The sequence below is a fragment of the Mesorhizobium sp. M1329 genome, assembly GCF_040318035.1.
GTDB lineage: Bacteria > Pseudomonadota > Alphaproteobacteria > Rhizobiales > Rhizobiaceae > Mesorhizobium.
Genome location: NZ_JAMYLN010000014.1, coordinates 42,835 through 65,151 on the forward strand (window position 1 = coordinate 42,835; position 22,317 = coordinate 65,151).

24 protein-coding genes and 1 pseudogene are annotated in these 22,317 nt (G+C 60.9%); 10 read left to right on the forward strand and 15 right to left on the reverse strand.

Going from position 1 to position 22,317, the window contains the following annotated elements; all coding sequences use genetic code 11:
* Positions 1-5: 5 nt before the first annotated feature.
* Both fabB and fabA read right to left on the reverse strand, forming a co-directional pair.
* Positions 6-1,226: a beta-ketoacyl-ACP synthase I gene (fabB, locus tag NKH21_RS16220; protein WP_352866188.1), complete on the reverse strand. Its 1,221-nt coding sequence runs from the start codon at positions 1,224-1,226 to the stop codon at positions 6-8.
* Between the two features lie 121 nt (positions 1,227-1,347).
* Positions 1,348-1,866, reverse strand: a complete 519-nt coding sequence (gene fabA, locus NKH21_RS16225; RefSeq protein WP_352866191.1) for a 3-hydroxyacyl-[acyl-carrier-protein] dehydratase FabA — start codon at positions 1,864-1,866, stop codon at positions 1,348-1,350.
* 240 nt (positions 1,867-2,106) lie between these two features.
* On the opposite strand from fabA, the gene irrA reads away from it, so the two are divergent.
* Together irrA and NKH21_RS16235 are read left to right on the forward strand one after the other, a co-directional pair.
* Positions 2,107-2,538 carry an iron response transcriptional regulator IrrA gene (irrA, locus tag NKH21_RS16230; protein ID WP_023676913.1) on the forward strand — a complete coding sequence of 144 codons (432 nt, stop codon included), beginning with the start codon at positions 2,107-2,109 and terminating at the stop codon, positions 2,536-2,538.
* A 10-nt stretch (positions 2,539-2,548) separates the two neighbouring features.
* Positions 2,549-2,908, forward strand: a complete 360-nt coding sequence (locus tag NKH21_RS16235) for a DUF4260 domain-containing protein (protein ID WP_023676914.1) — start codon at positions 2,549-2,551, stop codon at positions 2,906-2,908.
* Between the two features lie 80 nt (positions 2,909-2,988).
* Here NKH21_RS16235 and NKH21_RS16240 read toward each other — a convergent pair whose 3' ends face one another.
* On the reverse strand, positions 2,989-3,546 hold the full coding sequence (locus tag NKH21_RS16240; protein ID WP_023676915.1) for an SH3 domain-containing protein: 558 nt from the start codon (positions 3,544-3,546) through the stop codon (positions 2,989-2,991).
* A 155-nt stretch (positions 3,547-3,701) separates the two neighbouring features.
* On the opposite strand from NKH21_RS16240, the gene NKH21_RS16245 reads away from it, so the two are divergent.
* Positions 3,702-4,703, forward strand: coding sequence for a 2-hydroxyacid dehydrogenase (locus tag NKH21_RS16245; RefSeq protein WP_254816279.1), 1,002 nt, complete (start codon positions 3,702-3,704; stop codon positions 4,701-4,703).
* 64 nt (positions 4,704-4,767) lie between these two features.
* On the opposite strand, the gene NKH21_RS16250 is transcribed toward NKH21_RS16245, so the two are convergent.
* The 9 genes from NKH21_RS16250 to NKH21_RS16290 form a co-directional block, all read right to left on the reverse strand.
* A complete protein-coding gene (locus NKH21_RS16250) occupies positions 4,768-5,256 on the reverse strand; it encodes a GNAT family N-acetyltransferase (protein WP_352866196.1) in 489 nt (162 codons plus the stop codon).
* Entirely contained in the window at positions 5,253-6,014 is a 762-nt protein-coding gene (locus NKH21_RS16255; protein ID WP_352664250.1) for a molybdopterin-synthase adenylyltransferase MoeB, read from the reverse strand. Before NKH21_RS16255 ends, NKH21_RS16250 begins: the two co-directional genes overlap by 4 nt.
* Before the next feature lie 76 nt (positions 6,015-6,090).
* Positions 6,091-7,239 (reverse strand): DNA replication/repair protein RecF, encoded by a 1,149-nt coding sequence (recF, locus tag NKH21_RS16260; RefSeq protein WP_352664248.1) that lies wholly within the window; start codon positions 7,237-7,239, stop codon positions 6,091-6,093.
* A 26-nt stretch (positions 7,240-7,265) separates the two neighbouring features.
* Positions 7,266-8,384 (reverse strand): DNA polymerase III subunit beta, encoded by a 1,119-nt coding sequence (dnaN, locus tag NKH21_RS16265; protein ID WP_023676920.1) that lies wholly within the window; start codon positions 8,382-8,384, stop codon positions 7,266-7,268.
* Between the two features lie 199 nt (positions 8,385-8,583).
* Positions 8,584-10,131: a chromosomal replication initiator protein DnaA gene (gene dnaA / locus NKH21_RS16270; RefSeq protein ID WP_376702025.1), complete on the reverse strand. Its 1,548-nt coding sequence runs from the start codon at positions 10,129-10,131 to the stop codon at positions 8,584-8,586.
* A gap of 838 nt (positions 10,132-10,969) precedes the next feature.
* Complete coding sequence (gene rpsT, locus NKH21_RS16275) at positions 10,970-11,236, reverse strand: 30S ribosomal protein S20 (protein ID WP_023676922.1); 267 nt, start codon at positions 11,234-11,236, stop codon at positions 10,970-10,972.
* Between the two features lie 159 nt (positions 11,237-11,395).
* Positions 11,396-12,169, reverse strand: coding sequence for an enoyl-CoA hydratase (locus tag NKH21_RS16280; protein ID WP_023719544.1), 774 nt, complete (start codon positions 12,167-12,169; stop codon positions 11,396-11,398).
* 27 nt (positions 12,170-12,196) lie between these two features.
* Positions 12,197-13,087 carry a bifunctional DNA-formamidopyrimidine glycosylase/DNA-(apurinic or apyrimidinic site) lyase gene (gene mutM, locus NKH21_RS16285; protein WP_352664246.1) on the reverse strand — a complete coding sequence of 297 codons (891 nt, stop codon included), beginning with the start codon at positions 13,085-13,087 and terminating at the stop codon, positions 12,197-12,199.
* Positions 13,080-14,321, reverse strand: coding sequence for a phosphopentomutase (locus NKH21_RS16290; RefSeq protein WP_352866200.1), 1,242 nt, complete (start codon positions 14,319-14,321; stop codon positions 13,080-13,082). The genes mutM and NKH21_RS16290 overlap by 8 nt, the downstream gene beginning before the upstream one ends.
* Positions 14,322-14,481: 160 nt before the next feature.
* Here NKH21_RS16290 and NKH21_RS32815 point away from each other — a divergent pair.
* Positions 14,482-14,610 (forward strand): annotated as a pseudogene (locus tag NKH21_RS32815) (phosphate/phosphite/phosphonate ABC transporter substrate-binding protein); the annotation flags it as partial.
* Positions 14,611-14,711: 101 nt separating this feature from the next.
* Here the strand turns inward: NKH21_RS32815 and NKH21_RS16295 are convergent.
* The 3 genes from NKH21_RS16295 to NKH21_RS16305 form a co-directional block, all read right to left on the reverse strand.
* Positions 14,712-15,332 (reverse strand): TadE/TadG family type IV pilus assembly protein, encoded by a 621-nt coding sequence (locus NKH21_RS16295; RefSeq protein WP_352664242.1) that lies wholly within the window; start codon positions 15,330-15,332, stop codon positions 14,712-14,714.
* Between the two features lie 30 nt (positions 15,333-15,362).
* On the reverse strand, positions 15,363-15,923 hold the full coding sequence (locus NKH21_RS16300) for a TadE/TadG family type IV pilus assembly protein (RefSeq protein ID WP_352664241.1): 561 nt from the start codon (positions 15,921-15,923) through the stop codon (positions 15,363-15,365).
* Between the two features lie 152 nt (positions 15,924-16,075).
* Positions 16,076-16,498 carry a pilus assembly protein N-terminal domain-containing protein gene (locus NKH21_RS16305; protein ID WP_352455128.1) on the reverse strand — a complete coding sequence of 141 codons (423 nt, stop codon included), beginning with the start codon at positions 16,496-16,498 and terminating at the stop codon, positions 16,076-16,078.
* A gap of 342 nt (positions 16,499-16,840) precedes the next feature.
* On the opposite strand from NKH21_RS16305, the gene NKH21_RS16310 reads away from it, so the two are divergent.
* The 6 genes from NKH21_RS16310 (at position 16,841) to NKH21_RS16335 (ending at position 22,302) form a co-directional block, all read left to right on the forward strand.
* A complete protein-coding gene (locus tag NKH21_RS16310; protein ID WP_352488184.1) occupies positions 16,841-17,011 on the forward strand; it encodes a Flp family type IVb pilin in 171 nt (56 codons plus the stop codon).
* Between the two features lie 153 nt (positions 17,012-17,164).
* Complete coding sequence (locus NKH21_RS16315; RefSeq protein ID WP_352866204.1) at positions 17,165-17,683, forward strand: A24 family peptidase; 519 nt, start codon at positions 17,165-17,167, stop codon at positions 17,681-17,683.
* Between the two features lie 189 nt (positions 17,684-17,872).
* Positions 17,873-18,688 carry a Flp pilus assembly protein CpaB gene (cpaB, locus tag NKH21_RS16320; RefSeq protein ID WP_352488187.1) on the forward strand — a complete coding sequence of 272 codons (816 nt, stop codon included), beginning with the start codon at positions 17,873-17,875 and terminating at the stop codon, positions 18,686-18,688.
* Positions 18,685-20,214 (forward strand): type II and III secretion system protein family protein, encoded by a 1,530-nt coding sequence (locus NKH21_RS16325; protein WP_352866207.1) that lies wholly within the window; start codon positions 18,685-18,687, stop codon positions 20,212-20,214. The genes cpaB and NKH21_RS16325 overlap by 4 nt, the downstream gene beginning before the upstream one ends.
* Positions 20,215-20,228: 14 nt before the next feature.
* Positions 20,229-20,963, forward strand: a complete 735-nt coding sequence (locus NKH21_RS16330; protein WP_352664234.1) for a CpaD family pilus assembly protein — start codon at positions 20,229-20,231, stop codon at positions 20,961-20,963.
* A gap of 55 nt (positions 20,964-21,018) precedes the next feature.
* Positions 21,019-22,302 carry a CpaE/TadZ family protein gene (locus NKH21_RS16335; protein ID WP_352664232.1) on the forward strand — a complete coding sequence of 428 codons (1,284 nt, stop codon included), beginning with the start codon at positions 21,019-21,021 and terminating at the stop codon, positions 22,300-22,302.
* The last annotated feature ends 15 nt before the right edge of the window (positions 22,303-22,317 follow it).

Here is a 22,317-nt window from a genome sequence, read left to right on the forward strand (position 1 = left end):
AATCCTTATGCGGAATAGCGCTGGAAAATCAGCGTAGCGTTGGTGCCACCGAAACCGAACGAATTGGACAAAACGGTGTCGATCCTGGCTTCGTCGATGCGCTTGCGCACGATCGGCATGCCTTCGAATTCCGGATCGAGGTTGTCAATGTGGGCGCTCTCGCCGATGAAGCCGCCTTGCATCATCAGGATCGAGTAGATCGATTCCTGCACGCCGGCCGCACCCAGCGAATGGCCGGTCAGCGATTTGGTCGACGTGATGAAAGGCATCTTCTCGCCGAACACCTCGCGGATGGCGCCCATTTCCTTGGAATCGCCGACCGGCGTCGAAGTGCCGTGCGTATTGATGTAGTCGACCGGCGAGGACACCGTTGCGAGCGCCTGCTTCATGCAGCGCGCCGCGCCTTCGCCCGACGGCGCCACCATGTCGTAGCCGTCCGAGGTCGCGCCATAGCCGACGATCTCGGCATAGATCTTGGCGCCGCGTGCCTTGGCATGCTCGAGCTCTTCAAGAATCAGCACGCCGGCGCCGCCGGCAATGACGAAACCGTCGCGATCGACGTCATAGGCGCGGGAGGCGACCGATGCCCTGTCGTTGAACTTGGACGACATGGCGCCCATGGCATCGAAGAGATCCGACATCGTCCAGTCGAGATCCTCATGGCCGCCGGCGAAGACGATGTCCTGCTTGCCCCACTGGATCAGCTCGTAGCCATTGCCGATGCAATGCGCAGACGTCGAGCAGGCCGATGAGATCGAATAGTTGACGCCGTGGATCTTGAACCAGGTGGCAAGCGTCGCCGACGCGGTCGACGACATCGCCTTTGGCACCGCGAAGGGGCCGATCCGCTTGGGACTTCCGTTCTTGATCGTGGTCTCGGCCGCTTCGACGATTGCTCGGGTCGACGGTCCGCCGGAGCCCATCACGATGCCGGTTCGCTCGTTGGTGATGTCGGTCTCGTCGAGGCCGGCGTCTGCGATCGCCTGGTCCATTGCGACGTGGTTCCAGGCAGCACCCTGCGACAGGAAGCGCATGGCGCGACGGTCGATCATGTTCGATGGATCCAGCGTCGGCGCACCCCACACCCGGCAACGGAAGCCATGCTCGGCGAAAGAGTCGGAGAAGCTGATGCCGGACCTGGCATCGTGCAGCGAGGTCTGCACCTCGTTGGCATTGTTGCCGATCGACGACACGATGCCGAGACCTGTGACTACGACCCGTCTCATTCGCAACTCCTTCCAGCGCGGACCCTGAACCTGAAATCAATTTCCGGAACGGAACCATGCGCAAATTAAAGTGCTACAGCGTCCTTTGGACGTCCAAGACGTGGCACTGTAGGGTCTTCGTTCAGACGGCGGCCGGTTGCTTGGACAGACCGACCTTCAGATCCGTTGCCGCGTATATGGGCTCGCCATCTGCCTTCAGCCAGCCATCGGCGATGCCAAGCACAAGCCGACCGCGCATCACTCGCTTGAAGTCGACGCCATACTCCACCTTCTTGACCGAGGGCGTGACCATGCCTTTGAACCTCACCTCGCCGGTCGACAGCGCCATCCCCTTGCCGGGTTCACCGAGCCATCCGAGATAGAACCCCGTCAACTGCCACATGGCGTCCAAGCCCAGGCATCCCGGCATGATCGGATTGCCGATGAAATGGCAGGCGAAAAACCACAAATCCGGCTTGATATCGAATTCCGCGCGGATGAAACCCTTGTCGAACGCACCGCCAGTTTCGCTGATCTCGGTGATGCGGTCGAACATCAGCATCGGCGGATAGGGCAGCTGCGCATTTCCCGGTCCGAACAGCTCGCCGCGGGCGCAGGCAAGCAATTCCTCGTAACCGTAGTTGGATTTCGAACCCGCCATCAATCTCGTCCCCGTGATCGTCTCGGGCGATAGGCGCCCTTGTCGGTGGTTTCCTAACACAATCTGTTTCAGGCCGGAAACCGGCGTTTGCGCTTAACCTGCCCGTCTGCCCGGGTCAATGCGCACTATTGATCGCATTCGGTCGACAGAATATATGTCACGACACGTTCAGTTTCGGCAGATGCTCTATTTCTGCCATTTTGGGCGTGTCTGAGGCGGAACTGTGAGCGCGACGGGTAGATGGATCTGGGTTGCCGGAAGGATAATGTCGCTGTGGACAAGCGGGTTCGCGAGGCCGGTCTGAGGCCGACACGCCAGCGCATCGCGCTGGCCGATCTGCTTTTCGCCAAGGGCGACCGCCATCTTTCGGCCGAGGAACTGCACGAGGAGGCGCTTGCCGCCGGCGTGCCGGTGTCTCTGGCCACCGTCTACAATGCTCTGCACCAGTTTACCCAGGCAGGTCTTCTGCGCATCCTCGCCGTCGAGGGATCGAAGACTTATTTCGACACCAATACCTCCGATCACCATCATTTCTATATCGAGGGCGAAAACAGGATCTTCGATATCGACAGCGGCCCGGTGACGGTTTCCAACCTGCCGGAACCGCCGGAGGGCATGGAGATCGCCAATGTCGATATCGTGGTGAGACTGCGTCCGAAACGCTGCGACTGACCGGCGCCTTATGAAATTCCTGGATTTGACGCTCCGGCTCGAATGGGTCGCCGTCGCGGTGGCGGCTCTTGTCTTCTATGCAATCGCCGGTGTTTCCTGGTGGCTGTTTGCCGTGCTCATTCTGGCGCCCGACCTGTCGATGCTGGGTTACATGGCCGGGCCGCGCGTCGGGGCCGTCGCCTACAACGCCTTGCACATACTGATCTTGCCCGTTCTGCTGGCGCTTGTCGGCAGCGTGTTTGACAATGCAATGGCGATAGCTGTTGCGCTGATCTGGATCGCCCACATCGCTATCGACCGCGCTCTGGGCTATGGTTTGAAGCTGTCGAGCAGTTTCCAGGATACCCATCTCGGCCGCATCGGCCGCTAAACCATCCCCGAACCGAAGATCAGCGAAACAAATGCCGGATCCGTGCTTGCAGCGCTGGTCCGACCTCCGGTTCGGAAAAGTCAGTTCTTGACCTTTTCGCCGGGATAGGCACCCCAGACCAGCGACTGCGCGAGCCAGCCGGTGTGGCCGTCGAAGGTCATTTCGCACCACTGGCCATCGCAGGACTTGATCGTGCCCATCACCCCCGGTTCGAGGATCGCGATGACGCCTGCATCTTTTGCCGGGTCGTCGAGGAGGTTGACGCGAGCGTCCTTGCCGCGCTGCCAGGGGGCGACGATCGCCGTGCGGCGGCCCGAAAGCAGCGACTGATTGATCCAGCCTTCCGAGCCGTCGGCATCGCGCACCCGGCGCCACGTATCGAACTCCTGGATGATCTCCATCGGCAGGCCCGGCTTCATATACATCCAGTCGACGGAATAGTTGACGCCCGGCCCAACGCGCGAGTTGACGCGGCCGGATTTCAGGCTGACGAAGCGCGGCAGCGGCAAGCCGCTTGGTCCGAGCGTGACGCTCTGGGCGGGTGCCGCGGCACTTTGCGCCATCACCAGTGGGCTATGGATGAGAGCGCCGAGGAATGCTGCACTGAGGGTCAGGCGGAGCGACGCGAAACCAGACACTTTCGTTCCTTTCGGCGCCGGCCCATCGGCCTTCGCCCCTTTTTCTTTGTCTTCGGCGGAACCGCTTGTTACATGGATGACCGGTACCGCGATCGGCTCTCAGTTTCGCCGTTCTTGGTTAAAGAGGTCTCAACGAGATCGGGTTCGAGGAAACAATGGCAGGCAAAAAGAAGCCCCTCGTCATCATCACGCGCAAATTGCCCGACCCGGTCGAGACCCGCATGCGCGAATTGTTCGACGCCCGCTTGAATGTCGAGGACAGGCCGATGACGCAGCCGGAATTAGTGGCGGCGGTCAAGGAGGCCGACGTGCTGGTGCCGACCGTGACCGACAATATCGATGCGGCGCTGATTGCCCAGGCTGGCGACAACCTCAAGCTGATCGCCAATTTCGGCAATGGCGTCGACAAGATCGATGTTGCGGCAGCGGCCAAGAAAGGCATCACCGTCACTAACACGCCGAACGTGTTGACCGAAGATACGGCCGACATGACCATGGCGCTGATGCTGGCCGTGCCGCGGCGGCTGGCCGAAGGCGCCAACGTGCTGACCGGCGACAAGAAATGGGCGGGCTGGTCGCCGACCTGGATGCTCGGCCGGCGCATCTGGGGCAAACGGCTCGGCATTGTCGGCATGGGTCGCATCGGCACCGCCGTCGCCAGGCGCGCCAAGGCCTTTGGCCTCTCGATCCACTACCACAACCGCCACCGCGTGCTGCCAGCAATCGAGGACGAGTTGGAGGCGACGTATTGGGAAAGCCTCGACCAGATGCTCGCCCGCATGGACATTATCTCGGTCAATTGCCCATCGACACCGGCAACCTTCCACCTGCTTTCGGCGCGGCGGCTGGCGCTTCTGCAACCGTCAGCTTACATAGTCAACACCGCGCGCGGCGATATCATCGATGAGGAATCGCTGGTCAAGCTCATCCATGACGGCAAGATCGCTGGCGCCGGCCTCGACGTGTACGAGCACGAGCCGGCGCTGAACAGCAAGCTGCTGAAGCTCGCCCACAAAGGCAAGGTCGTGCTGTTGCCGCATATGGGTTCGGCGACGCTCGAAGGCCGTATCGACATGGGCGAGAAGGTGATCATCAACATCCGCGCCTTCTTCGACGGTCATCGCCCGCCCGACCGCGTGCTGCCGCTGCGGGCGTGACCTGCCGTCATGCCGTCATGGTCTTGCCGCGGCAACCACACGTTCGTCTTTGCACAATGTTGGCTTACGAAAGCGCCTTGCGCATGGTGATTGAGGTCGGCCGGTCGTAGCCCTTGTGCGCTGTCCGTTCGGTTTCACGAAAACCGAGGCGGACAAAGGCTGCGTGATTTCCGGTCAGCTCGATCCGGGTCTGGAGCTCGATGGCGGTCCTGTTGTGGCTGCGGGCAAGATCTTCGACGGCCTGCATCAGTCGTTTTCCAATGCCTTGTCCCTGAAGAGCCGGCTCGACCGCGAGCTTTCCAATATAGAGGTCGTCTGCGCGCTTCAGGACGAAGACGCAACCGACGATCTCGCTTTGCTTCAGCGCCAGGAATGTTGTCTCCTCCGTCGCTTTAGCTCTGAGATTTTCGACGGTGAGCCGATGCGCCGAGGATGGCGGGTCAATAACCCCGTCCATGAAGGCGAAGGCGCGCAGGACAAGTGCCAAGATCTCGTCCCAACGGTCGAAATCGGCCGCAAGCTGCACGATGGAAACGTCGGCAGGCAGGCTCACGGGCTGGTTCGCTTGTAGCGGATCGTGTCGAAGCGTGCCGCAAGCGCATCGTAGAGCAGCAGTCGTCCGACCAGCGGCTCGCCAATCCCGGTGATCAGCTTGATCGCTTCCATGGCCTGCAGCGTGCCGATGACCCCGGTCAGCGCGCCGACAATGCCGGCCACCGCGCAGGACGGCACCAGTCCCGGCGGCGGCGCCTCGGGAAAGAGATCGCGGTAGCTTGGGTTCAACGTGCCGTCCGGACCGGTTTCGAACGGTTTCAGCACGGTGACCGAGCCGTCGAAGCGGCCAACGGCGGCATGCACGAGCGGCCGGCTCTCGGCGGCGCAGGCGTCGGCCACCGCATAGCGTGTCTCGAAATTGTCGGAGCCGTCAACGACGATGTCATAACGGGCGATGAGAGCAGGGGCGTTGTCCACGGTCAGCCTGAAATTGTGCTCTTCCACGACGACGTTTGGATTGATGCGGATGATCGCCGCCCTGGCGCTGTCGGTTTTCGCCACCCCGACATCGCCCGTGGCGTGGATCACTTGTCGTTGCAGGTTGGAAAGCGAAACGATGTCGTCGTCGACGATACCGAGAGTGCCAATCCCTGCGGCGGCGAGGTATTCGAGCACCGGCGCTCCCAATCCGCCGGCGCCGATGACCAGCACCCGCGCCCGCTTCAGCCGCTGCTGGCCGGCGCCGCCGATCTCGGGCAGCACGATGTGGCGGGCGTAGCGTTCGAGCTCTTCATCGGTGAGGGCGGCTGTGATCATCGCCGGACCATATAGCGGAGGAAAAAGCTTGTCAGGTATCAATGCATGCCGCTCAGAAGTGCGCCATGAACCAAGTTCAAATGGTCGGCCTGACCGTACCGTGATCGACGGTCAGGAACTGCGCGCGTCCCTTGAGGCTGTCAAACAATGCGGCATCGGTCCCGGTCATGAAAGCCTGGCAGTTCAGCTCCTCCAGGATCGAGAACAAGGCCGCCCGTCGACCGCCGTCGAGATGGGCAGCAATCTCGTCGAGCAGCAGGATCGGCGTCATGCCCGACATCTCGCCGGTTAGCCGCGCATGCGACAAGACAATGCCGACCAGCAGCGCCTTCTGCTCACCGGTCGAACAGAGCTCGGCCGGCATCGCCTTGGGCCGGTGGCGCACCACAAGGTCGGAACGGTGCGGGCCGTCGAGCGTGCGTCCCGCAGTGCGGTCGCGGTCGCGCCCTTGGGCAAGCGCACGACGGAACCGTTCCTCGACGTCGACGGCTGGCAACATACCGATTTCGCCTTCCAGTTCGCCCGAGATGCCGATGTCGGCTTGCGGAAACGGTCCGTCGCCGGGCAGACGGTCGATCATGGCGGCGAGCAGGCGCACCAGTTCGGCACGCGCCGCGGCAATTGCCACGCCGGTCTCGGCCATTTGTATCTCGATTGCGTCGAACCAGGCACCGTCGCGCGAACCGTCGGCGAGCAGTCTGTTGCGGCCGCGCATTGCCTTTTCGTAGTCAAGCGCGCGCTGGCCGTGGCCGGGATCGATCGCCAGCACCAGCCGGTCGAGGAAGCGCCGGCGGTCGGCGGCCGGCCCGGGGAACAGGCCGTCCATGGCCGGTGTCAGCCAGACCACGCGCAGCCATTCCAGCATGTCTTCCGCTGAGCGTGCCGCCGCGCCGTTGATCCGCACCCGCCGGCCGCCTTCGCCGTCGCTGCCCGCTATCCCCGTACCAATCTCGACCTGGCCTTCCGGTCCGTCAAGCCGGGCATGCAGCGCAAAGCCACCATCGCCGCCTTCGCGCGCCACCTCGGCATAGGGTGCGCGGCGCAGGCCCCGGCCTGGCGTGAGCAGCGAGATCGCTTCAAGCAGATTGGTCTTGCCGGCGCCATTGTCGCCGGAGAAAACCACAGCGCCGGGATCAAGGTCGATTGCCAACGCCGCATAGTTGCGAAAATTCGTAAGTGTGAGCTTACTTATGTAGGTCTGCTGCGGTTTTGCAGATCTGGTCACGACAGCAAGATGGCCCCGTTCGGGCCCTACACCCGCATCGGCATCAGCACGTAGAGCGCGGTCTCGTCGGCCATGTCGTGGATCAGCGTCGGGGAACCGGCATCCGCCAGCATGAACTTCGCCTCCGTGCCGGTCAGTTGCGCGGCAACGTCGAGCAGGTATTTGGCGTTGAAGCCAATTTCGATCGGATCGGACGAATAGTCGGCCGCCAGTTCCTCGGTGGCGCTGCCCGAATCCGGGTTGTTGACCGCAAGCGTGACCTGCCCTTCGGCAATCGAAAGCTTCACCGCCCGGCCGCGTTCGGACGAAATGGTCGAGACGCGATCGACGGCGGCGGCGAAACTCTGGCGATCGATAATCAGCTTCTTGTCGTTGCCGGTCGGAATGACGCGCTGGTAGTCTGGGAAAGTGCCGTCGATCAGCTTGGAGGTCAAGATGACGCTGCCGATGGTGAAACGGATCTTGGTGTCCGACAGCTCGGTGGTCACTGCAACATCGGGATCGTCGACCAGCTTTTGCAGCTCGCTGACCGTCTTTCGCGGGATGATGACGCCAGGCATGCCCTCGGAGCCTGCCGGCGCATCGATCTCGGCGCGCGCCAGTCGGTGGCCATCGGTCGCGACCGAGCGCAGCTTCAGCTTGCCGCCGGCCTCGTGCGTGTGCAGATAGATGCCGTTCAGATAATAGCGCGTCTCCTCGGTCGAGATGGCGAACTGGGTCTTTTCGATGAGCCCCTTTAGTCCGACGGAATCGAGCCGGAAAATATGCGAGAACGACCCGGCTGAAAGCTCGGGAAAGTCGGACTGCGGCAGGCATTGCAGGCGGAAGCTCGAGCGCCCCGACGTCACCGTCATGGCGTTGCCGTCTTCGTCGGTCTTCAGCGCCACCTCCGCGCCATCGGCAAGCTTGCGCACGATGTCGTAGAGCAGATGTGCCGGGACCGTCGTCGCCCCGCCACGCTCGACCTTTGCCGGCGTTGCTTCGGTCACCTCCAGGTCCAGGTCGGTCGCCTTCATTTCAAGGCTGGCCCCCTCGGCGCTGAGCAGCACGTTCGACAGGATCGGAATGGTGTTGCGCCGCTCGACCACACGGTGAACATGGTTGAGCGACTTCAGGAGATTTGACCGTTCCAGGATAACACGCATGACGAAACAGGCTCGCTTGAATGAATGAACGGGTCTCCGGCAACCGGCGCCCCGCGAAAGGTCTGAACAGGCTCAGAATCTGCGTAAACTGACAGGAAAAACCCGGCAAACGCAAGCCCGGGCCACCGGTTCGGGCCGGCTGCACGGGCTTTCTGGGGATAAAAAGGCCGAAGTCCGCGAGCTGGCGTTTTTCGGGCCGTCAGGCCTGGTCGTTGATCAGCCTTCTCAGCAATTCGAGTTCCTGCGCCAGTGTGTTGTCGGCACCGGAAAGATCCTCGATCTTGCGCACCGCATGCAGCACGGTCGTATGGTCACGGCCGCCGAACCGCCGCCCAATCTCCGGCAGCGAGCGCGGCGTCATCACCTTCGACAGATACATGGCGACCTGCCGTGGCTTGACGATGGTGCGTGTGCGCCGGTTGGACAGAAGTTCGGTCTTCGACACGTTGTAGTGGCGCGCGACGATACGCTGGATGTCCTCGATACGCACCCGCTTGGGTTCGCCCGAACGATAGATGTGGCCAAGGATCTCGTCGATGCGGTCGATGGTGATCTGCGGTTCGAAGGATTGGCGAAACAAAAGCTGGTTGAAGGCACCTTCGAGCTCGCGTCCGCTGCCGGTCACCGTGCGGGCGACGTGGTTGAGGATCTCTTCGGAAATATCGAGCGACGCATCGTCGAGCTTGGCGGTGGCAAGCCTGAGCTTGAGCATACCGATACGCATAGCGAAATCCGGGGCTGACATTTCCAGCGCGACGCCGCCATTGAGGCGCGAGCGGACGCGGGGCTCCAGCGACTCCAATTCGGACGGCGGCCGGTCGGCAGCGACCACCACTTGCTTGGCGCTGTCGAGCAGCATGTTGATCAGATGGCAGAATTCGTGCTGGATCGACTTGCCCTGCAGGAACTGCATGTCGTCGATAATGAGGAGGTCGATGTCGCGCAGCTGTTCTTTCAGCGTCAGTGCGTTGTTGTCGCGGATCGCGGTGGCGAACCGCCACATGAAATACTCAGCCGTCAGATAGACGACCCGCGATTTCGGATTCTGCTTCAGCGATTCTGCGGCGATCGCCTGCAACAGATGCGTTTTGCCCAGCCCGACCGTCGCGTGGAGAAAGAGTGGATTGAAACGCACCGCGCTCGACTGCGATTCCGCGACCGCCTTGGCGGCGGCAAAAGCCACTCGGTTCGATGGTCCTTCGATGAAGGAGGTGAAAGTGTAGCGTGGATCGAGCGGCGAACCGAGAACATTGTGCCGGAACTCGGTTTCTGCCGGCATCCCTGGGCGGGGTGCCGGGACCCGTTCGACCCTGCTGGGGCTCGCCGTGCCGGCAGAGAGCGCGGTTTGCGTCTGCCTGGTCATCTTGCGCGCCGGGGCCACTTCTGGCTCGACGCTGTTGCGGCCCTGGCGTGTGGCGGTACGAACGACGATCTCGATCTTGAGGATCTCCGGATCCTCGTGCTTCCACAACTCGGTGATGAGATCGAGATAGTGGCCGTTGATCCATGAACGCAGGAATGCGGTTGGCACAGAGATGCGGACAATGCCCTTGGAAGATTCAGCGACCTTCATGCGCCCGAACCAACTCGAATAGACCTCGGTCCCCAGACGCGCCTTCAACTGGGCCTTGACCCGATCGAACTTCTGTTCAGCTTCATTGGAAGCCGCCATGTCGTTCCTTCCGATTAACGTTCCAGGAAATGGGAGGTCGCCTGTAAGCTCCCTTTCGATGCCGCCGCTCTGCATGATCGAGTTCCTTGTCTCTTGTACCTGTTTTCCGCCGGGGATGCGCCTCCTGCATCCATGTTTCCGGCGACCGTGTCTTCGCTGCGACACCATCGCCGCCGCCGGCTGATGAATCGCCTCGTTGTCGGTCCGGCGCCGAAGAGCCGATCCGCTTTGGTCATGTCAGGGCAACAAAATGCCGTCCGGCGAAAAACCGCCGGCGCACCGTCGACCTGCCATGTACAATTACGCCAGTCCCCTACCGTATCGAAAAGACAAACCAACCCCGTCCGCGGAGTTGAATCCGCGCTGTAAACTCTGCCAATTTGAGCTGGCCGGTTTCAGGCTGGTCAAGGGCCAAGGGCCCGTCCCTTCGATGGACAGACATTACCGAAATCGCTGTGGATAGGGCAAGGCCACCCCTAACGGATTTTTAAGGAATCTGACTGGCAAGGAACGTTTCGGACGCCATGCTGCAACAGTTGATTTTGACAAAGCCATTGTGATTCAAACCCTTTTCCGCCGAATATGAAAAAGGCCACACAACGCGAAATTTTCTGAAATAATTCACTTGACAGCCAATTGTCGCCTATCGACTGCAGCTGATGTGAACAAGCTGTGGATCACCATCGGTAAGCTGCTGAAAAGAAATGGTAATCTGTGACGCTCGGAAATTTTCGTATGGGCGGATTCGGAGGCTCCGAATATGAGCGGGCATGTATATGCCGGCAAAGCATTTCGAACTTTGAAATGCTCGCGGAGCGCCGTTTTGCGGGCTTTCTTTTAAGTACTTGCCGGCAAACGAAAAAACCCGGCGCGATTGGCCGGGTTTGAAGAAGCGCAGTTCAAGATGGATATATTAGGCTGACAGCACCTTGACCCGTTGGGCCAGCCGCGACACCTTGCGCGATGCCGTGTTCTTGTGCACCACGCCCTTGGTCGCGGCGCGCATCAATTCCGGCTCGGCCACCTTGAAGGCAGCCTGTGCGGCCGCCTTGTCGCCAGCCGCGAGCGCCTCTTCGACCTGGCGGATGTAGGTCCGGACGCGGGAGCGGCGGTTCTTGTTGATCGCGGCGCGACGGGCGATCTTGCGCGTTGCCTTTTTGGCCGAGGAGGTATTGGCCATGGTGCCTCTCTTCTGATCTGGTGGGCGCTTGCGGGATACCGCAGGGCGCAAAAACAAACGGGCAGCCACAGGGCCGCCTCGATTGGTGCGGCTTATAGTTCAGCTTTTCCGGCGCGTCAACGCTGCAGCGCTTTCTTTTTGACCGGCGCCTTCGTCATCTCATCGGTTCGTGAAATTCGGCTTCCGCTTGCCGGTGAAGGCCGCCATGCCTTCCTTCTGGTCATCCAGCGCAAACAGCGAATGAAATAGCCGGCGCTCGAACCGCAGACCCTCGGTGAGCGTCGTCTCGTAGGCGCGGTTGACGGCCTCCTTTGCCATCATCACCGACGGCAAGGAAAAACCGGCGATCTTGGCCGCTGCCTTAAGCGCTTCCTCGATCAACTCGCCGGCTGGCACCACGCGCGAGACCAGGCCGGAACGCTCGGCCTCGGCTGCGTCCATCATTCGCCCCGTCAAGCACATGTCCATCGCCTTCGACTTGCCGACGAAGCGGGTCAGGCGCTGCGACCCGCCCATGCCGGGCATGACGCCAAGCGTGATCTCGGGTTGGCCAAACTTGGCGGTGTCGGCGGCAATAATGAAGTCGCACATCATCGCCAGTTCGCAGCCGCCGCCCAGCGCATAGCCCGCCACCGCCGCGATGATCGGCTTTCGTGCCCGCGTAAATTCTTCCCAGCCGACGAAGAAGTCCTGCAGATAGGCATCCACATAGGAGATCGACTGCATTTCCTTGATATCGGCACCTGCCGCGAAAGCCTTTTCCGAACCAGTGATGACCATGGCGCCAATGTCGGCATTGGCGCCCATGCTATTCACCGACGCGACCAGTTCCGCCAGCACTTGTGAATTCAGCGCGTTGAGCGCCTGCGGCCGGTTCAGCGTAATCAGCCCGACCTTGCCGCGGGTTTCGACGATGATGGTTTCATAGCCCATGCTTTGCTCCTCCTCCTCGCTTCTGGTTCAAGCCTGACAGGTCCGGCAGTGGAAAGTCGAACGACCGCTTTGCACGATACGCTCGATGTGGCCGCCACAACCAGGCTTGGAGCAGGCTTCGCCCTCGCGATCGTAAACCGCGAAGGAATGCTGGAAGTAGCCCAGCGATCCATCGGTCTGCATATAATCGCGCAACGACGAGCCGCCGGCGGCGATCGCATCGGCGACGACCGAGCGGATTGCTTCGGCCAGGCGTTCGCTCTGCTCTTTGGCTATCTTGCCGGCTCTCGCGAGGGTGCCCGCTTCGCGCAGCGGCGACAGGCCGGCCCGCCAAAGCGCTTCAGAGACGTAGATATTGCCTAGCCCGGCGATCAGCCTCTGGTCCAGAAGTGCCGCTTTCAGCGGTGACTTGCGACCTTTCAGCAACGAAGCGAGCAGCGCGCCGTCCAGTGCATTGCCTGTAGGCTCGACGCCCAATCCCGCCAGCATCGGATGCATGTCGGGCTCGCCTTCCGAAAACAGCATGAACCCGAAGCGGCGCGGGTCGTTGAAGATCACGCGAGAGCGGACGCCGGCAGGTGATACGATGTCGAAGACGACGTGATCGTGAGCGGTATTTTTCGAACGTTCGTGGTGGAACGCGCCGGGCGTTGCGCTCTCGTCGGCCGTTTCGATGCGAAACGAACCCGACATGCCGAGATGGCAGATCAAAACCGGGCCGTTGTCCACGTGGATCGTCAGATATTTGGCACGGCGGCCGAGCGCCGCAATCGTCTTGCCGATCAGCCGCTCCGAAAATCTCTCGGGGAACGGAAACCGCAAATCCGGCCGGCGTGCCTCGATACCGACAATGCGGGCACCTTCAAGGGCCGGCTGCAGGCCGCGCCTGACTGTCTCGACCTCCGGCAGCTCAGGCATGGCCATCTATCGTGGCATGGAAGGAGGTGCCGTAACGGCCGCGCGCCAGCCCGAGATGTTCGGCCACGGTTTCGCCGATGTCGGCAAATGTCGTCCTCAGTCCGATGTCTGCGCCTTTGAAACCCGGCCGCATCCCGATAACCGGAATTCGCTCGCGCGTGTGATCGGTGCCGCGCCACGTCGGATCGTTGCCGTGATCGGCGGTCAAAATGAGCAGATCGCCTGGCCTCAGCCGTGCGAATGCCTCGGGCAGGCGCCGGTCGAAAGCTTCGAGTGCGGCGGCATACCCCGCAACGTCGCGCCGATGCCCGAACTCGGTGTCGAAGTCGACAAAGTTCGCGAAGACGAGGTCGCCGTCGCGGGCATCTTCCATGGCGCCAAGCGCTTTGTCGAACATTGCCATGTTGCCGGCAGCCTTGCGGACTTCCGAGATCCCGCGATGGGCGAAAATGTCGCCGATCTTGCCGACCGCGATAACCCGGCTGCCGCGCGCCGTCAGCCGGTCGAGCAAGGTCGGTTCCGGCGGCGGTACGGCATAGTCGCGACGATTATGCGTTCGCTCGAACGTGGCGGCGGTTTCACCGATAAACGGCCGCGCGATGACGCGGCCGATATTCAGCGGATCGACGAGCCTGCGCACCACTTTGCAGAACTCGTAAAGCCGTTCCAGGCCGAAATGAACCTCATGCGCGGCAATCTGCAGGACGGAGTCGATCGAGGTGTAGCAGATCGGCTTGCCGGTGCGGATATGGTCTTCGCCGAACCGTTCGATGATCTCGGTGCCCGGAGCATGGCAATTGCCGAGGATGCCGGGCACCTTCCCTTCACGCACCATTGTTTCGGTCAATTCGGCTGGAAAGGCGGGAATCGTGTCCGGGAAGTAACCCCAGTCGAAACGGACCGGCAGGCCGGCTATTTCCCAATGGCCCGATGGCGTGTCCTTGCCGCTCGAAACCTCTTGGGCTGCGCCATGAAAGGCGGCGGCAAGCGGGGCACTGCCGGCATTCTCGAACCTGAAACCCGTCGCCGTTGCCGCGGCCTGGCCGAGGCCGAGCGCGAGCATATTTGGTACGAGAAGGGGTCCGTCACGCAGGCCTTCGCGATCGGCGCGGCCTTCTGCGCAGGCCCGCGCGATGTGTGCGAACGTGTTGGAGCCGGTGTCGCCATAGCGTTCGGCATCGGCCGCGCCGCCGATGCCGAAAGAGTCGAGGACAAAAAGGAAGGCGCGTGCCATCTAATGGTTCATCATTGCCTGTGTGTTGGCTCAGACATAGGGTTCCGCGCCGCCATTGGCAATTCGGAAACCCGAACGGCACGGCTTGGCGTGCTGGCCCGGGAGAGACGAATCGCGGCATGGTCGATCTGCCGATCGAAATGCGCGGCGTGGAACTCGCATGAGGCCTGCCCTGAACGCATTCGCCGCCGTACTGGCTTTGCTGCTGGATGCGTCTTGCGCAAACCTGGCGCGAGCCGATTGGCGCGATGTTATCGGAACGTTCCGTATCGGTATCGTCGCCGAACCGTTGCCGGTCCGAGGGACTATGTGCTGGCTGCAGCCATCGTGCGTCTAGTCTCGGCCCGCGGTCGCAAGCAATAGCAACAGCCCGTTAGCGGGCTTCAGGCGTCAGCAATCGCTGCACGGAATGGTCGGGCTCCTGCGCGGCCGCAGATAATAAGTTTCCGCCATCGATATCGAATTGAAGACCGAGCTCAACCCGAACCGGCTTTGGCCGTCCGCCGACCAGGTGATGATTGGCTTGTAGGCGAGATCGCTTTCGACCCGAATGAGGAAAGTGCCTTTGATCTTGAGCGCGCTCGGGACCGTTGTGGTGGAATCCTTGACCGCGTCGACACTAGACACGCCATCGACCAGCTTGCGCGACCACACGACCAGGACTTTCGGCGTCGTCTCGTTCGTCACCTGTATCGCCGTGATAATGATCTTCGGTTTCGAGCGGTTGTAGGGCTGCAGCGTGGAACTGCCGATCGCCATGATGGCATCGACATCGGCCGCCTTGATGGTCTGCTGCTGCGTGACGAGATCCGCTACCATGCTGCCGATGCGGCTGACCTTCTTGCTGGTCTCGATGGCTTGCGAGGCCTCCATTGTCATAAAGTACATGATCAACAGGACAGGCACGATGAGGGCAAACTCGACAGCCGCAATACCGCGGCGGTCCGAGCAAAGCCGGACTGCTCTTGTACAAATCCCTGCGATGCCCAGCTGTGCCCCCGCACGAATCATGGCTTTGCCCTTTTCAAGCGACTACGTGGTTCAGTTGTCGAACGGCTCGTTCTGCCAAGTGATCGAAGCAAAATGCAGCGTTTTGCCGTCCTTTAGGTTGGCCATCGATTTGGCCATGAAGTCGGTCATCACCGGCCATTTGTAAAAAACCCGCAGCATGTTTCTCGACTCCGCCAGGCCAGGTGCGACGGTGAAGGTCTGTGTGCTCGTGCCCTTGGTCAGCACGACGTCACCATCCTGGATCTTGAAACCGGCCAGCGCCGCATCGGCGAAGGTGGGATATTCGCGCAAGTCCACCAGCAATCCGGGACAGGTCTTGGCGACCATGATCTCCAATTTGGTGCAGATCATATCCCGCAGCTTGGTACCGGACACATCGGTCGGTCTTAGTTGGCCGGTACGCAGCTGGCGCGCGATGTCGTCGGTGGCGTTTGCCATCACTTCCTGTGCGGCAAAAGAAATGCAGCTCTCCAGGATGGCGAAGACAAGAAGCGCGAAAGGAATTGCAAGCATGGCGAATTCGATCGCCGTGCTTCCGCGGCGGTCGCCCAGAAACCGTCTTGGAAAACCTGCTCGTCCTGCCTTGCTCATGTCCTCTGCCCGCCGATGCCGCTTCTGTATCGGTCCCACCCTTAGTCGGAACCGATTGAAGTCCGGTTGGAATGACCATTAAATTCAACGGGAAGGCCTTAACCCGGCGATAACCGAAGCACGTTCCCGCTAAAGGCGGAGACGTCGGCTAGCTAATGCCCGGCGCTCATTTCGGCTTCAGAGGCCTTCTCGGCATCGCTCTTATACGAGCTTTCGCAATATGGCGCGCAGGACATGGTCTGTACTTCGGAACGCCGATAGATGCGCACCGACGACGCTGCCTGGCGCACGACGGTTATTTGCTCATCGACGATCGGGTTACCCTCTTGGTCGAGGACGACGAGATTGGTGACGCCAAATCCCTTGCCGGTCAGTACGATGGTCGATGCGTCCTGCACGGAGGCGTCGGCGATCGCCGGATTGCCGACGACAATCGTATCGGCGGCGCGCGACAATTTGATAATCTTTGCCTGGTTCATCGTCACCTCGATGCCGGCGCCGGCCTTGGCTGGAAAGGCGAAAGCCGCTGCGGCAAAAAGCACGGCAACTGGAAATGATGATCTCGGCCCGGCCATTGAGGCGCCCCCTGGCAAACTGTTCAACAGAACATGAACGAGATTGGTGAACCAACCGTTAAGCGGCTGGAGTTCAGGATTAAGCCGGAACCGGCATTGGGCCTAGCCGGCACGGCAGAACGTCCTTGCCGAATTGCGCCTTTTGCGCCTTTTGTCAGCCCGTGGGCCCAGCGGCGGGTATTTTAGTTCTGGGTTAACCACGCAATGTCGTCGAAGCGGGAAAGGAATCGGTAAGCCTGTTTATTAAGCCGATTGAAACAGCTTCTCCTTAGATTCGCAGTATCCGATCAGCCACCAAGAGAAGTTGACGGAAGTGCTGTAACAATTGGAGTAGGAGCTCGAATGTCTAACCTCATCGCACGTTTTGTGAAGGACGAATCCGGCGCGACCGCTATCGAATACGGTCTGATCGCCGCCCTTATCGCGCTTGCCATCATGGTCGGCGCCGGCTCGCTCGGCAACGCGCTGAACGCCAAGTTCAGCACCATCTCCACTAAGGTGAGCGGTAGCTGATCGTAACTCGCTTGTTCTCCAAATAAGGGCCGCCGCACTGGCGGCCCTTATTTAGTCTTTAGTCCCAGCACGATTTGAAATTCGGGCCTCATCAATCGTTAAGCGAATGTGACTAGGCTGAGGGCCAGATGCAATTTGACCACAGGCGCGCCGATGCTTGAAGCCGTGATCTTCGTCGTGTTTCCGTTCTGCATGCTGTTTGCCGCAATCTCCGACATGCTGTCGATGACGATCGCCAATCGCGTGCCGGTGTTGCTTGTGGTTGTCTTCGCCTTGGTTGCGCCTTTGGCCGGCATGGACTGGGCCACCTATGGCTGGCATTTCGCCGCCGCCGGCCTGGTACTCGCGGTGACGTTCGGCCTGTTCGCGCTCGGCGGTATGGGCGGCGGCGACGCCAAGCTGCTGGCCGCCACTGCGATGTGGATGGGACTGAACATCCATCTCATCGAATACCTCGTCGCCTCGACATTCATCGGCGGTCTGCTGACGCTTGCCATCCTCGCCTATCGGAAATCGCCGCTTGCCGCCGTCACAAGCCACAATCCGTTCCTGCGCCATTTCGCCGATGAGGCGACCGGCGTTCCGTACGGCATCGCGCTTGGCGTTGGCGGTCTGCTCACCTATTCCGACTCGCCATTGATGGCCTGGGCACTTACCAGGCTGGCGGGCTGAATTTCGCTTTACGCCGTTGGCGCCGAGCAGGCGAGTTGGCCACGTTTTCCTTCGGGCCGGGCTTGTCGATCTAATTTATATAAACGTTAAATTAATCACGATCGTAAGTATAACATTAACCTTGTTTTGACGATTGCCGCTGCAAAGTCCCGCTTGGCTACGTGGTTTGCCAAGGCGAGGTTCGGACAGATGCCAGCATCCCGATTGATTATTCTGAGCGTGGCGATAGCCGCGGCCGGTGGTGCAGGCTATGTCGCGAAGAACATGGTCGTGGCTCCCCCGCCTCCGGTTGTCGATTCCGGTCCTCAGGCGCCGACGATCGCACTGCAGGATGTGCTTGTTCTTTCCGGCGACGTTCCGATGGGCAGTCCGCTTGAAAACAACATTTCCTGGGAGTCATGGCCGTCCGCCGGCATCAACGCAAATTTCATCACCCGCGCCGCCGAGCCTGAAGCGCTGGACAAGCTGAAGGGCGCCGTCGCCCGCGTGGCGCTCTACGCCGGCGAACCGCTGCGGCGCTCGAAGCTGATCGGTGAGGGGCAAAGCTTCATGTCGTCGATCCTGCCCTCCGGCATGCGGGCTGTTGCCACAAGCATCTCGGCCGACACCTCGGCCGGTGGCTTTATTCTTCCCAACGATTTCGTCGACGTCATCATGACCCGCAGAGCCGATCCCGCCAATGGCGGTGGTTCGGGCTTCACGACCGAAACTATTCTCAAGAATATTCGCGTCCTGGCGATCGACCAGACCATTCAGGAAGACGAGGAAGGCAAGAAGACCAGGGTGGGCCAGACCGCCACCCTGGAACTGACGCCGCAGCAGTCAGAGATCATCACCGTCGCACAGCAGATGGCGGATCGCCTGACATTGGCGCTGCGCTCGATCAAGGATAGCCAGGACAAGAATGTGGGCGAAGCCGATTACCTGGTTTCCGGCAATGGCCGGCGCGGAACGGTGCGGTTGATCAAGTCGGGCGAAGTTTCCGAAGTGGGGGCAAGGAAATGAGTCTAAAAACCAAACTGCCGCTCACGCTGGCTGCGGCGATCGGCCTGTTTCTCCTTGGAACGAATGCATATGGCATCCTCGATGCCAGTGCGGCGGGCAATGCCAGGGTTACGGCTTCGACCGCCACCCAGCGGGTCAAGCTTGGACTGAACAAGTCGGTGGTCATCGACCTCCCGAGTGATGCCTACGACATTCTCGTCGCCAACCCCGCTGTAGCCGACGCGGTGACCCGCACCGCCAGGCGCATCTATCTGTTTGGAAAGGCGGTCGGCGAGACCAATATCTTCGTCTTTGGCCCGAATGGCGAGCAGATCGTCAGCCTTGACCTAGCGGTCGAACGTGACGTCGCCGGGCTGGAGGATTACATCAAGCGCTTCATCCCGTCATCGGAGGTCAAGGTCGAGTTGCTGAACGACAACGTCGTTCTGACCGGAACCGTTGACACTCCTCTGGACGCCAAGCGCGCGGCTGATCTGGCGAACATCTTCGTGTCCGGCGGCGAGGCGACCACGGGTCAATATTCGCAGACCGCTGCCGGCGGTTCGGCTGAAGCCGGCGTCGCCATCGACAACCCGGATGCCGAGCGCCGCGTCAGCAAGATCGTCAACCTGCTGCAGATTATCGGCGACGACCAGGTGACGCTGAAGGTGACGGTCGCGGAAGTCAGCCGCTCGGTGATGAAGCAGCTCGGCGTCAACATGGTCGGCAACGGTAGCAGCAACGGCATTAGTTGGAAGTCGTTCAGCACCCCCGCATATGGATTAGGAAAACCACTGTCGCAATTTTCGGGGGCCTCGATCGGCACCTCGACGCTCCAGGCGTACATAAACGCCATGGAGCAAAGCGGTGTCATGAAGACGCTGGCCGAGCCGACTCTCACCGCCGTCTCCGGCGAGAAGGCGACCTTCAAGGTCGGCGGCGAATTCAATATCATCACCGGCCGAACAAGCAACGTTTCAAACGACAATCAAACTGGCCAGATTACCTACGAGCACGAACGCCTTGAATATGGAATTGGGCTCGAATTCCAGCCGGTCGTGCTCTCGGCGGGCCGCATCAGCCTAAAAGTGAGGACGTCGGTTTCGGAACCTACGACGGAAGGCGCGGTAGCGCTCGAAGGGCTTGGTGACTTGCCTGGCACCACTTTTCTGTCGATCCGCAAACGCTTGGCCGACACCACGGTGGAATTGCCCTCCGGCGGTTCCATGATGATCGCGGGCCTTGTCCGCGACGACATCAGGCAGGCGGTTGCCGGGTTGCCCGGCCTGACCAAAATACCGGTGCTAGGCACGCTGTTCCGCAGCAGGGATTTCGTCCGCAACGAGACCGAACTCGTCATCATCATCACGCCCTATCTGGTGAAGCCGGTGGCGCGCAACGATCTTGCCAAACCGGATGACAATTTCAACGCAGCCAGCGATGGCGCCGGCATGTTCCTTGGCCGCGTCAACCGTGTCTACGGCACCATGCAGACCGACAAGCCCAACGGCCGCTATCACGGCGTTGTCGGCTTCATCTACAAGTAAGCGGGGAAGTGGACATGTCTCAGTCAGTATCGAAGGCAAGGGCGGTCACCGCGATACGGTCCGTCCATTCGCGAATCTGGCGGCCGGCCGTTCCCATCATAGCGATCGCGGTGGCGGCATCACTGGCCGGCTGCGCCAATCGCGACAGCGTCACGGTCGGTGCCATACCGGACGATTATCGCACCACTCATCCGATTGTCATCGCCGAGAAGATCCAGAAGATCGACCTTCCGGTCGGCGCCGGCGACCGTGGCATGACCAGATCCCAGCGTAACACGCTCCTCGGCTTCCTGGACGGATACGACAGGAGCGCGGCTCCGGTGCTGACGATCGAGATTCCGAGCGGCTCGGCCAACGAAATCGCAGCGGCCGCGGCCGGCCGCGATTTCGCCAGGCTGGCCATAGCCAGCGGCATCAGCCGGAAGCGGATCGCCATGCGGTCCTATCAGTCTGTTTCGGCCGAAGCGTCCGCACCGGTCCGTGTTGCTTACGTCTCGGTGAAGGCTCAGACGGATAAATGCGGGCGCTGGCCCGAAGACCTGCTGGAGACTTCGGAAAACAAGCACTATGCCGATTTCGGCTGTTCGTATCAGAACAACCTGGCTGCCCAAATGGCCAATCCGTCCGATCTGATCGGGCCACGCAAGCCGACGCCGATCGACGCGGAAAATCGCGGCGCGGTGATCGACGTCTATCGTGACAGAGGTATTTCGGACGAATTCCTCGGCAATTCGGAAGTCGAATATTAACGAGTGTTGAGGCTCAACAAACCCTAAGCCGCGCAAGTCACGGAAAGTGATGATAATGAGCAATCTTGCCTATGAAACAGAGGTACCGGGCGGCGAAACCTCGGAGCAGGATATTGCCGCGATGCAGGCGTTGCGGCCGATCCCGCGCATTTCGATCCAAGCATTCTGCGAGACCGAAGGCGTAGCCAATCCGGTCGAGCGCGCCGGCGAGGATCGCCGCATGGCCAAGGCCCATCTGAAGGTGCATATGGGGGGCATCCCCACCGCTATCGAATTCTATCAGTCGGCGCCGACACCGAACCTGATCCTGCTTGAATCGCGCAGCGAGCCGAAGCTGTTGCTGGAACAACTCGCGCAGCTCTCCGAGCATTGTGACCCGAGCTCCAAGGTGGTGGTTGTCGGCCATTACAACGATGTCGGCCTGTACCGCGAACTCATCCGCTCGGGCATTTCCGAATATGTCATCGCGCCCGTATCGATGGCCGACATCGTCAGCGTGGTGTCTTCGATCTTCGTTGATCCGGAAGCTGAGCCGATCGGCCGCTCGATTGCCTTCATCGGCGCCAAGGGTGGCGTCGGCTCCTCGACCATAGCCCATAATGTGGCGTGGGCCATGTCGTCCCTTTTCAAATCCGAAGTGGTTGTCGCCGATCTCGACCTCGCCTTCGGAACGGCCAATATCAATTTCGACCAGGACCCGGCGCAAGGCATTGCCGAGGCGGTCTTCTCGCCGGAACGCGTCGACGAGGTCTATCTCGACCGGCTGCTCGCCCAATGCGCCGAGCATCTGTCGCTGCTTGCGGCACCTTCGACCCTGGAGCGGGTCTACGATTTCGATCCTGACGCCTTCACCCAGCTTATCGACATAGCCCAGCGTAGCGCGCCGCTCCTCGTGCTTGATGTTCCCCATGTCTGGGCCGGCTGGACCAAGAACACCCTGGTCAAGGCCGACGAGATCGTCATCACGGCTACGCCCGAACTGGCCAATCTGCGCAACACGAAGAACCTGGTCGACATGCTGAAGCGGCTTCGTCCGAACGATCCCGCACCAAAGCTTGTAATCAACCAGGCCGGCGTGCCGAAACGTCCCGAGATTACACCGTCCGACTTCTCCGAATCACTCGGCCTTTCGCCGATGTCGATCATCCCGTTCGAGCCCCTTTTGTTCGGAAATGCTGCCAATAATGGGCGTATGCTCGGTGAAATGGATGCCAAGAATCCGGTCGTCGCCACGATCAACGAGATCGCCCATGTGCTGACAGGGCGCAGCGAAATCAAGGTGAAGAAAAAGGCTGGCCTCGGCAACCTGATCGGCAAGCTTTCGCGCAACAAGAAGTGATGCCTCAGCGGTGGA